The sequence below is a fragment of the Streptomyces griseoluteus genome (genome assembly GCF_004784465.1).
GTDB lineage: Bacteria > Actinomycetota > Actinomycetes > Streptomycetales > Streptomycetaceae > Streptomyces > Streptomyces griseoluteus.
Genome location: NZ_SRRU01000015.1, coordinates 90,111 through 100,115 on the forward strand (window position 1 = coordinate 90,111; position 10,005 = coordinate 100,115).

Below are 10,005 nucleotides of genomic sequence, written 5' to 3' on the forward strand. Positions count from 1 at the left end.
CGGTGAGGATGGGCCTGAGCTTGGAACGGAGTGCCGGCCTGGGCGCACCCCTCGACGGTGCCTCGGCCTGGGTGAACCCCGGGACGGTGCGCCGACTGGGGGCCCGTGAAGTGAATGGCTTGAGTTGACCCTGTCGGGCCGGGGCGGGGCTTCCTACGATTCCCTCGCCTCCCCCTCCTTCACAGGTTTCACACAGTTTCTTCAAAGTTGAACGGAGGGCCGGAGTCCGAACCCCCCACCCACTCAACCGGGAGAAACCATGGCTGGTGGATTCCTCCTGAGCGGCGCCGTAGCCGCTCTCCTCACCACCGCGCTACCCACCCCGAACCCGTCCTCCGTGTTCGACGACCCGCCTCCGGACAAGATCGTCATCGACGTGGCGACGGTGAACGGCTCCGGCTGTCCGGCCGGTACGGCCGCCGTGGCGGTGTCGCCGGACAACACCGCCTTCACGGTGACGTACAGCGACTACCTCGCCCAGGCCGGCGGCAACTCCGACCCCACGGCCTTCCGCAAGAACTGCCAGCTCAACCTGGTGGTCCATGTCCCGCAGGGCTTCACCTACGCCGTCGCCCAGGCGGACTACCGGGGCTTCCTCTCGCTCCAGCCCGGCGCGACCGCCACGCAGAAAGCCTCGTACTACTTCCAGGGCTCCTCGAGCACCGTGCCGAGAACCCACCCCTTCGGCGGCGCCTACAACGACGACTGGCAGGTCACCGACAGCACCGACTGGGCCCAACTGGTCTGGGCGCCCTGCGGTGTCCTGCGCAACTTCAACATCAACACCGAGCTCAGGGTGAACGCGGGCAGCGCGAACCCCGGCAAGGTCAGCTTCATGACGATGGACTCCACCGACGGAGACATCAGCACGATCTACCACCTGGCGTGGAAGGAGTGCCCGAAGCAGTAGTGCGCCACCGGCCGTGCGACGCCGTCCGCCCCTCGGCCGGCGTCGCACGAGGCATCGGAGTCTGTCCGGCAGTTCGCGTCGCGGCCCCAAGGGGGGCGGCATGACCGGACCGGCCCGCCTTGACGACGCTCGTCATCAATACAGCTAATCCGCTTGTCCCATTCCCGCCGCGTTCGGCCAGCACTGGGCGTTCGGCCAGCCCGTTGCCGGGGCCGAGGTCAGGCCGGCGGCGGGGGCCGGGGCCGTCATATGGCTCGATGCTGGTTTTGGCTGCCCTGAGACTGGGTGCGCCACCCCTGTCAACCCGACCCAGCCGCCGTGCAGGACGGCGGCGGCACGATGCCTCTCGGACCGACGGCTGTCGTGACGAAGTGAAGGCAGCCGTGAGCACCGGGCGTCGGTCCGTGCCCTCGCCCACGAGATCAGTGGCCCTGGTGACCGATCACTCACGCCGTCAGTAGGACAAGGGCTGGACCCATCCCGTCGCCATGGCTGATCGTGGGAGACGTGAACGATCACCGAATGGCACCTGTCAGTCGCACAAGTTCGCCAGGCGCGACAAGCGACGTGGCCGTGGATGAAGAGGCCGGTGAGGTCCGCCGTTTCTGGAACCGGCTCGGCCTTCCCGGACTGATCGATGTCCACACGCACTTCATGCCCGAGCGCGTCCTGCACAAGGTCTGGGAATACTTCGACGCGCAGGGGCCGCTGACCGGCGGACTGGAGTGGCCGATCAGCTACCGGCAGCAGGAGGCGGAACGCACCGCTGTGCTGCGCAAGTTCGGTGTACGGGCGTTCACTTCGATGCTCTACCCGCACAAGCCCGGCATGGCCCGCTGGCTCAATGGCTGGGCCGCCGAGTTCGCCCACCGCAACCCCGACTGTCTCCACACCGCCACCCTCTACCCCGAGCCGGGTGTCGAGACCTACGTTCGAGAGGCTGTCGAAGCGGGCGCGCGCGTGTTCAAGGCGCACGTACAAGTGGGGGCCTACGACCCGGCCGACGAACTTATCCAGCGGGCGTGGGGGGTGCTGGCCGAGGCCCGCGTTCCCGTGGTGATCCACTGCGGCTCCGGTCCCGCTCCAGGTAAATACACCGGCCCCGAGCCGATCGCACAGGTACTGGCGCGACACCCGAAGCTACGGCTGATCGTCGCACACATGGGGATGCCCGAGTACGGGGACTTCCTCGGCATCGCCGAGCAGTACGCGGAGGTCCGGCTGGACACCACCATGACGTTCACCGACTTCACCGAGGCGTTCATGCCGTTCCCCCGCCATGCCTTGCCTCGGCTCGCCGGGCTCGGCGACCGTATCCTGCTCGGTTCCGACTTCCCCAACATCCCTTACCCGTACGCACATCAGCTCCATGCTCTGGAGCGGCTCGGCCTCGGGCCGGAGTGGCTGCGAGCCGTGTGCCACGACAACGCGGCAACGTTGTTCGGACTGTGATGAAAGGCCTCGGCTCCTAACAGGCCCTCGGGGAGTATGCGGTCACCCGGGCGCCGTTTCTGATCACGCGGAAGAGGAAAGCTGTTCGCGCACCCATGCGGGATGGGGGTTGGTGTGTGGCTGGCCCGCCACGACGACGGTCGGCACGGTCTCGTTGCCGTCATTGGCTGCTCTCACCGCTGCGGCTCCTGCCGGGTCGCGCCAGATGTTGACCCAAAGTAACTGCCGGGCACTGCGGCCCAGCCGGATGCGCAGTCGCACGCAGTACTTACAGCCCGGACGCCAGAAGACGATTGGTCGACCGTCGGCCACGCTGCGGCGTTGCGCCTCCCGGGCGCCGACCGACCTCGGGAAGATCAGAGGCGAGTTCACGCCTGCGAGCGCCAAGAACGCCAGGAAGAGTGCTGCGGCTGTGCCGGGGCTCCCATTGAACATCTGCCCAGTCGCGACAGCTGAGCCGCACAGCACAAGCAACATCGGCAGGATCCAGGCGCGCATCATGGTGCCGCAGGCTACTCGACGAGTCGAAATGCTCCTTGAACTAGGCCACTCACCTGGACGTTCGCCGGGCGCTGAGGCGGCCTACGTCTGATCATGTGCTCCGACCAAGGTTGCACGTGGACGAAGGCCGTGAAGGTGAGTGCTGACGCCCCGCGAGCCGGGGCCGACTGAGCTGAGTGGCCTCCCGGTCCGCCATGCGGAAAGGCGGTCACCTCGACGTGACCGCCCTACTTGGCCCTTCAATCGATGCGTCGGAGATTGTTGACGCGTCGGAATTTTCTGACGCATAATGGTGTCATGCCTTCCGACGTGTTCGGCGTGCTGGCCAACCCAGTCCGCCGCAGACTGCTCGAAAGCCTGCGGGACGGCCCTCGCTCCACAGGAGAGCTGGCCGGGATGTTCGAGCTTGGCAGGCCTGCGGTGTCCGAGCACCTGGCGGTGCTCCGTGCCGCCGGACTGGTGCGCGAGGAGCCGCGTGGCCGGCACCGCTTCTACCACCTCGAACCGGCGCGACTGGCCGAGGTGAGCGAGTGGCTGCATCCGTTCGAGCACTACTGGAAGCAGCGCCTGGACGCGCTGTCCGATCTCCTGGACGAGGACAACGAGACATGACCGAGAACAACACGATCACCTGCGAGAAGTTCCTGCCCCACCCGCCGGCCGCGGTGTGGAAGGCCCTGACCGACCCTGACCTCCACGCCCGCTGGTGGGCCGCCGGCGACATCAAGCCCGTCGCCGGGCACCGCTTCACCCTCGACATGGGCACCTTCGGCAGCCAGCCCTGCGAGGTCACCGAGGTGGACGACCAGCGGCTGCTGGCCTATCGATTCGCCGAGGGCTCGCTCGACACCACCATCACCTGGACGCTGCACCCGGAGGGCGAGGGCACCCGCCTCGTCCTCACCCACGCGGGCTTCGACCTCGACTCAGCGATCGGCCGACAGGCGTACGCCGGCATGGGCAAGGGCTGGCCCCACGTCCTGAATCGGCTCGACTCCACCCTGGCCGAGACCGCCTAGGTGTGCTGTCCGGACAGGTTGGTGACGCGGCTGGCTGGGGTGTGGCCTCCGATTCCGGTGTGGGGTCGATGGCCGGCCCGCCGACCTGTACGCCGAGCTGCACGACTACCAGCAGACCCTCCCCTGGTTCCGAGAACCCCACCCCGGCTGGGAGGGCATTCAGGAGCGGGGCAAGGAGTGGGCCGAACGGCCCGCCACGAACGGTTGGACACCCGAACAGATCACCAGTACGACGAACTGCGCGCCGCACTGCTCGACGCCACGGCCGCCGTGAACACCCACCGCTGGTGGGGCAAGTGCAAGGACGCTGGAGCCGACCTGGTCGCCACGCGTCAGGCCCTCACGCACGCCCCCTTCGCCGAGTCCGCCGACTGCTAGTCCGGCTCCCCGCCCTCCGCGTGGGCGCACGGCTGGGGTTAATGGCTACCCCTCCCGTGAACGCGGGAACAGCCCCCGTCGGCGAACCCGAGGAGAAGGGGGTGCCAGGGCGGGACGCAGGGCCGCGCGGAAGCTCTCCAGAGCGGCGGTCATCTGTTCGTCGTCCCCGTGGTGCTCGGTCGCTGCTCTGAAGATCGCGTCGGCTCCCGCCGCGATCTCGGGCTCCGTACGGTTCATGAGCGGTGCGACAGCCGCTCCAAGCCGACTCAAGGGGCAGTCAGACCGGCCGCAGACGCCAAGGCGTCCTGCTCCCACCGGCAACGATCCGGCCTGCCTCACCGAGGAAGACCGGGACAGCGGTCGCCGCTCCGCCTGCTCCTGCCCGCGCTGCGGCCGCACTGCCCTGGTGAGTGCAGCCAGCGCAACGCGCGCCTTGGTGCCCCAGCCCGCGTGGAGATGGTCGTGCGTATTCTCCGCAAACCTGAGCGCGAGGACGGCGGCCACCAGTTCATTGGCCTGGGTGCGGCGCGGTCGGCGGCCAGCTCCTTACGCGCGTCGGCCCGTCGACTGCGGCGCTCGTTCTCCCACCGCCGAGAAGCAGCAGGGCGACGGCGCTGACGCCCGTGGGTGCTTTGTCGAGCAGTTCGCTCCCTATGTGGATCACACCCATCACGACTCCGCGGCGGGGTGGGAGGTTCCCTAAGGCAGACAGGGGGTCGGGCTGCTGCTGCGGGCTGTACCTCCGCGCCGCTACGGGGCGGATCGCCAGGGCCGACACGGCCGATCCTGACCTCTTTGTGCAGGCGCAACGACCCGGTTGGGGCGGGCACGTCACAGTTCGGGCAGTCGTGACGTTCTACCGCCGATGCGGCCTGATCGGGCGTCAATCCATGGCGGCAGTCTCTCAGAACTGCCTCGCACAACACGCAAGTGTCGAGAGGACTTTCGCGAACGGTGACCTGCGGAAACGCGATCACCCCCAAGGCTCTCGCAGAACTCTCACAGACGGTCATTTGTGAGAATGCCGGGAGGCCCGCGTCCAACCGCGCCACGCTGCGGGCAGCGGCGGCGGGGTCTGCACGGACTCGGCCCGGCCCGAGCCCGTGCACCACGGGCGAGTCATCACGCTTCGTCGGCCCACACCGGGGTGCCGTCGCCCCGCACGTGCAGCGTCGGAGAGTGCTCGCGATACCCCCACTGCACTGCATCACTGGGTACCACCCAGCCCTTGGCCTGGAACGCTTGAGCTGGCGTCAACGAAGCGGTGCACGCATCCAGCGGGCTGGTCTTCGTCGCTCTGGCGGGGACGGTGATCTTCACCGAAGTCCCCCACGGGTCTGGACAGGTCTGCTCCACCGAGGCCTGGACGTAGGCGAGCTTCGCCTTCACTGTGACCGGCTTGCCCGAGGTGTTCGTGAACTGCACCAGGAAGGACATCGTCCCGTCTTTGGCGAGGATTGTGCACGGCGTCCACGACACGGCACCTGCACTCCGCGCCTTTCCACATCGATGATTACCCTCAACGCCGCCGGACTCGGTTGGCGCAGAAGTCCCCGGCTTGGCCACGTCCGCGCCCTGAGTGCCCGGCCCGGCCGACCCGATTGGCTTCTCACCCGCCGAGGAGGACTCTCCACTGCCCTCCAGCCACACGACCAGCGCGATTGCCCCGGCCACCCCTACAACTGTGGCCGCCGCCCAGACCCCCCCGTTCTTCCAGCGTCGCCCAGCCGTCTGCGCTAGGACTGCGGTCGGCTCGGCCGCGCCGGCTGTTCCGACGCGTTCGGCCGGTTCGGTGGCCGTGGCCCGCCCGGCAGCCTGCGCGGCTAGGGTCGGCTCGATGGCCTTGGCCGGTTCAACGGGTTCGGCGAGTTGCCCACTGATGCTCGCCAGGACTCGATTCCTCCAGCCCGGTCCACCTGCGGCTCGAAGGCGGCGCGCCAGGTCGGCGATCTCCCAGCCAATCTTGGGGAGCTGTTCAGCGTTCTCGGGCGCATGGTCCTTCAGCGCCCGCGCAACAGCCGCGCAGTCCTCCTCGCTGGGCAGCCGGTTGTGCTTGACGCCGGGCAGCAGTTGGTCGCGGCCCTTCAGCCAGTACGACAGCAGTGCCTCGTCGATCCTCTTGCGGGACTGCCATACGGGCGTCTCCCGCTCGGCTTCCAGAGCCTTCACTAGGACCTTGCGCGGCGGCTTCCCCCGCTCGGTCGGCTCTCCCACGCATGTCTGCCATGCGTCGAGGGCCTGTGCCAGGCGGTGCGACAACTCCGCGAACAACTCCCCCTGATCCCCCATCAACGGCTCCCCTCCGAGGGACATCTCGTTGCGGTGCAACCGAGAAACAGCAGGTTACGGAGGTGCAAGTTGCGCCGCAAATCCTCGTCGCTCTTGCACTGGTGATCTCCCTGTCCCGCTGCGGCAGATTCGGTTTCAGCGGCACGGGACGCCCGGCCGTCGCCCCCCTCGTCGGGGCCAACGAGAACAGGAGAACCACCAGAATGATCAAAATCAAGAGTGCCTTCGCGGTGACAGCGGCTGCGGCAATGCTCGCCGTCGGCGGCCTCACCGCAGCGTCCGCACCTGCCGAGGCTGCGTCGGGCGGCCGGGTGTGCCTCTTCCTGGACAAGGAGGGCGCCAAGTTCGCCGGCCGGACTTACGGACACGTCGCCTGGGCGATCCGCGACCCGAAGAACACCAACCATTGGATCTGGGGCGCGACCGAGAACGCCGAGGGAGACTCCACCACCCTGCCGGGCAAGGACAACGGCAGCTGGATCCAGGGCGGAACCTGGTCAGAGATGCGCGGTGAGACGAAGAGCAAGAAGCGCACGGTCGAGCTCGCCCGCTACGACGCCTACCGGTGCATCAACACGGCTGGCGGCGACCTCAAGGCCGCCCAGCGCACCTTCAACAACATGCAGAAGAACGGCTACCAGATCCTTCACAACAACTGCCTCACGAAGGCAATCGCGATCTTCCGCAAGTACAGCCCCGCCCTCAGCAGCAGCCACCTGCCCGACGGCGACAGCACCCCGCCCAGGAACTACTTCAAGACCACGCTGGACAACGCGCGCGGCTGGGAGAAGGCCCGTACGTACTGAGGGCCAATCAGCAGGAAAGAGCGAAAGCGAGCGCTCGGCCCGCGGTGGCGCCGGTTGCCGGATCAGAGGGTGCTGGTGCCCCTGCGCGGGCTGCAACGACGCACAACGACTGCGGCTAACCAGACGCTACCTGCCGACGAACGACATCGACCGACAAGACAGTAACGAGAAGAGGTCTCACCATGTGGAACAAGTGCCAGCGCTGCAAGGGCGATGGAAAGTGCACCACCTGCGATGGCTCCGGCTACCGAGGTGTGTGGAAGTGCGACAGCTGCCGGGGCAGCGGCGACTGCAAGGCGTGCGACGGCCGCGGCTGAGCTGACCACCTTGGGATGACCTGCGCTCCCAAAATGAAGGGCTCCCCGCCGGCTCGACCGGCGGGGAGCCCCCAGGCTCGTCCCTCCTGTTCATCGGCGTCCTCGCCGGCCGGGTGGAGCAGAGCGCGAACCAGCCCACCGAAAACCTGAGTCCTCCGGGGGCCGGTGTGCCACCTCGTGAACCGCCGGTGGGGCAGGCCCGAATCGGGCCTGCCCCACCGCCCGCCCCAAGTTCCCCGCACGAGCCGGGGTTTCCTGTCCTCGCGCGCCGCCTTGCACAACACGCCACTGACGGACATCGAGAAGCTATTGATCGGGCCGCAGCCTCCCCGGCCCAGCTGCTGCCGGGCTTCACCTGAATTAACGCTGCCGCCACACCACCGGCGCTGAGCTGCATAAATCCCCATCGGCTGGCCTCGCGCCCCAGACTCTGCCCCAGAGAGCTCCTGGTCCCCGAGCAGCAGCACCCGGATGGGCACCGGCGGCGAGGGGGTCGACCAAGGCCCTGGCGGAGCGCCTGGGCTTGTCGCGCCGGACGGTGGACCGCTACGTGCCGGGAAGCTGACGACCCCGCAGAAGCGCTCTCAGGGCCGCCCTGGTGGAAGAGACCGAGTCCGAATGGCAACCGCAGGGCAGGGCACAAGCTCGTGAACAGGCGTCGACCGCGGAGGCCATCACCGCGTCAGTAGTACAGCGTGGGGCTGCAGCTGGTGCGGTGCAGGGCGCCCGTGCTGGTGTACACCTTCACGCAGGAGTAGGCGCTTCCGCTGGTCACGGGGAGCGTGGCGACGTTGTAGTTGATCGGCCCGAACCGTCCGGTCCGATTGAGGGCGTAGGTCGCCGACTTCACCGCTGCCCCCTTGTTGTAGAGGGTGAGGACAGCCTTGGTGCTGCTGCTGTCCGGCGTGGCGTTCTGGTAGAAGTCTGCGTAAACGTAGTTCCCCGACTTGCTGATGCAGGCATCGGTCGTTTCCTTGGTGCCGCATCCTCCTCCTGTCGCCGCAGTTGCGGGCGCGCTGGTGGCGATCGCGAGGCCAAGGATTGTCGCGGCCAGCACGAGCGTGGGTCGCAGCTTCGAGATCATTTTCGTCCTCCGTGCGAGAAGAGAGCATCGGTTTCGGTGCCTCACCACTTTGTGTCGATCCCCCCGCCGCCGCGACGCTTTGTGGCAGCATTCGACCAGGTTCGAATGAATCGTCGTGGCGCGAGAGGGCAGGACGGGGGGCCATGATCGAGCTCACCGTGGACGCTGCCGGGCTCGCTCGCTCCCGCTTCGCTGTCTCGCCGTTGTCCGAGGTGACGGCGACCCTGCTTCCCTGGGGTCTGCAACCGTCCCCCGAAGCCGCCCCGTGGGTCGCTCGCGCACGGCGCGTCCTGCGCCGGGCCCGCCTACCGTTGCTGTCCGCGCTGGCCTTGGCCGGGCCCGGATACGTGCCCGACTTCCTCAGTCCACTCCCCTCCGGCCCCTCACCCACCATCGAGGAGGAGTTGCAGCGGGTCCGGCGCACCCCGCCCGGACGTGTCCTGGCCGAAATGCAGGCGTTGCGCGGCGGCCGGCCACGCAACGGCCTCGCCGGTTCCGAGCTGTCGAAAGACGTACGACGCGCCATGACCCAGGGCGGTGGGCAGATGGCTCGGCAGGCGGCGGACGAGTTACGGCGCTACTGGGAGCTGGCCTTCGCCCCACATTGGGAAGCCGCCGAGGCCGTTCTACATGCGGAGGTCAACCGCTGCGCCGGCGTACTGGTGCGGCAAGGGGCGGCCAAGCTCTTCAACTCGCTGCACCACGGCCTCCGCTGGGCGGACGGAACCCTTCACGTCGAAAGCCGTCTGCGCATCGCACTGCCGGACGTCCCCATGATTGTCGTCATGCCGTCACTGGTCGCACCACGACCGGCCGCGCACGTAGACCCCACCCACGACGAAGACCAGCCCCCGACACTCGTCTATCCCGTGCGCAGCACAGCGATCGCCCGCACCTTCGCCCCGGCAAAGCCCTCCGCCGAGATGGCCCAGCTACTCGGCCCCACCCGCTCCGGGTTGCTCGCCGCGCTGACCCAACCGGCCTCCACCACGGAATTGGCCGCGCGCCAGTTCCTCAGCCCCGCTACCGTCTCCTACCACTTGGGCGTACTGCATCGTGCGGGCCTCGTCACCCGCTCCCGGTCCGGCCGATCGGTGCTGTATCGCCGCACCTCGACAGACACCTAAAGGGTGTTGCACAACGGCGATCACGCTCAGATCCAGCCATCGGCAGCAAGGTCAACTGCCCGAATGTGCCCGTCTTTCTGCCGTCTTGGAACGCCGCAGGAAGGAGACCCGGAAGATCGACC

The 10,005-nt window shown here is 67.9% G+C and carries 10 protein-coding genes; 7 read left to right on the forward strand and 3 right to left on the reverse strand.

Annotated features, from left to right (window positions below; all coding sequences use genetic code 11):
- Positions 1-259 precede the first annotated feature (259 nt).
- Together E5082_RS30530 and E5082_RS30535 are read left to right on the forward strand one after the other, a co-directional pair.
- A complete protein-coding gene (locus tag E5082_RS30530; protein WP_135794468.1) occupies positions 260-910 on the forward strand; it encodes a DUF4360 domain-containing protein in 651 nt (216 codons plus the stop codon).
- 522 nt (positions 911-1,432) lie between these two features.
- A complete protein-coding gene (locus E5082_RS30535; protein ID WP_135794469.1) occupies positions 1,433-2,362 on the forward strand; it encodes an amidohydrolase family protein in 930 nt (309 codons plus the stop codon).
- Positions 2,363-2,425: 63 nt separating this feature from the next.
- On the opposite strand, the gene E5082_RS30540 is transcribed toward E5082_RS30535, so the two are convergent.
- Positions 2,426-2,863 (reverse strand): glutaredoxin domain-containing protein, encoded by a 438-nt coding sequence (locus tag E5082_RS30540; RefSeq protein ID WP_135794470.1) that lies wholly within the window; start codon positions 2,861-2,863, stop codon positions 2,426-2,428.
- A gap of 297 nt (positions 2,864-3,160) precedes the next feature.
- On the opposite strand from E5082_RS30540, the gene E5082_RS30545 reads away from it, so the two are divergent.
- The 3 genes from E5082_RS30545 to E5082_RS32550 all read left to right on the forward strand — a co-directional run bounded on the left by E5082_RS30545 (position 3,161) and on the right by E5082_RS32550 (position 4,260).
- Positions 3,161-3,475: an ArsR/SmtB family transcription factor gene (locus E5082_RS30545; RefSeq protein ID WP_135794471.1), complete on the forward strand. Its 315-nt coding sequence runs from the start codon at positions 3,161-3,163 to the stop codon at positions 3,473-3,475.
- Positions 3,472-3,882 (forward strand): SRPBCC family protein, encoded by a 411-nt coding sequence (locus E5082_RS30550; RefSeq protein WP_135794472.1) that lies wholly within the window; start codon positions 3,472-3,474, stop codon positions 3,880-3,882. Before E5082_RS30545 ends, E5082_RS30550 begins: the two co-directional genes overlap by 4 nt.
- Before the next feature lie 177 nt (positions 3,883-4,059).
- Positions 4,060-4,260, forward strand: coding sequence for a hypothetical protein (locus E5082_RS32550; protein WP_167514180.1), 201 nt, complete (start codon positions 4,060-4,062; stop codon positions 4,258-4,260).
- Between the two features lie 1,122 nt (positions 4,261-5,382).
- Here the strand turns inward: E5082_RS32550 and E5082_RS30560 are convergent.
- The gene (locus E5082_RS30560; protein ID WP_135794474.1) at positions 5,383-6,549 is read right to left on the reverse strand and encodes a hypothetical protein; all 1,167 of its coding nucleotides are present in this window, start codon (positions 6,547-6,549) and stop codon (positions 5,383-5,385) included.
- 203 nt (positions 6,550-6,752) lie between these two features.
- On the opposite strand from E5082_RS30560, the gene E5082_RS30565 reads away from it, so the two are divergent.
- Positions 6,753-7,355 (forward strand): Tat pathway signal protein, encoded by a 603-nt coding sequence (locus tag E5082_RS30565; protein ID WP_244321657.1) that lies wholly within the window; start codon positions 6,753-6,755, stop codon positions 7,353-7,355.
- Between the two features lie 999 nt (positions 7,356-8,354).
- Here the strand turns inward: E5082_RS30565 and E5082_RS30575 are convergent.
- Entirely contained in the window at positions 8,355-8,756 is a 402-nt protein-coding gene (locus E5082_RS30575; protein WP_135794475.1) for a hypothetical protein, read from the reverse strand.
- 143 nt (positions 8,757-8,899) lie between these two features.
- Between E5082_RS30575 and E5082_RS30580 the strand changes: the two genes are divergently transcribed.
- Positions 8,900-9,883 carry an ArsR/SmtB family transcription factor gene (locus E5082_RS30580; RefSeq protein WP_135794476.1) on the forward strand — a complete coding sequence of 328 codons (984 nt, stop codon included), beginning with the start codon at positions 8,900-8,902 and terminating at the stop codon, positions 9,881-9,883.
- The last annotated feature ends 122 nt before the right edge of the window (positions 9,884-10,005 follow it).

Bases quoted from the DNA above. Each gene is read 5' to 3' on its own strand.
- E5082_RS30530 (WP_135794468.1), top strand. From the start codon at position 260: ATGGCTGGTGGATTCCTCCTGAGCGGCGCCGTAGCCGCTCTCCTCACC.
- E5082_RS30535 (WP_135794469.1), top strand. From the start codon at position 1,433: ATGGCACCTGTCAGTCGCACAAGTTCGCCAGGCGCGACAAGCGACGTG.
- E5082_RS30540 (WP_135794470.1), bottom strand. From the start codon at position 2,863: ATGATGCGCGCCTGGATCCTGCCGATGTTGCTTGTGCTGTGCGGCTCA.
- E5082_RS30545 (WP_135794471.1), top strand. From the start codon at position 3,161: ATGCCTTCCGACGTGTTCGGCGTGCTGGCCAACCCAGTCCGCCGCAGA.
- E5082_RS30550 (WP_135794472.1), top strand. From the start codon at position 3,472: ATGACCGAGAACAACACGATCACCTGCGAGAAGTTCCTGCCCCACCCG.
- E5082_RS30560 (WP_135794474.1), bottom strand. From the start codon at position 6,549: ATGGGGGATCAGGGGGAGTTGTTCGCGGAGTTGTCGCACCGCCTGGCA.
- E5082_RS30565 (WP_244321657.1), top strand. From the start codon at position 6,753: ATGATCAAAATCAAGAGTGCCTTCGCGGTGACAGCGGCTGCGGCAATG.
- E5082_RS30575 (WP_135794475.1), bottom strand. From the start codon at position 8,756: ATGATCTCGAAGCTGCGACCCACGCTCGTGCTGGCCGCGACAATCCTT.
- E5082_RS30580 (WP_135794476.1), top strand. From the start codon at position 8,900: ATGATCGAGCTCACCGTGGACGCTGCCGGGCTCGCTCGCTCCCGCTTC.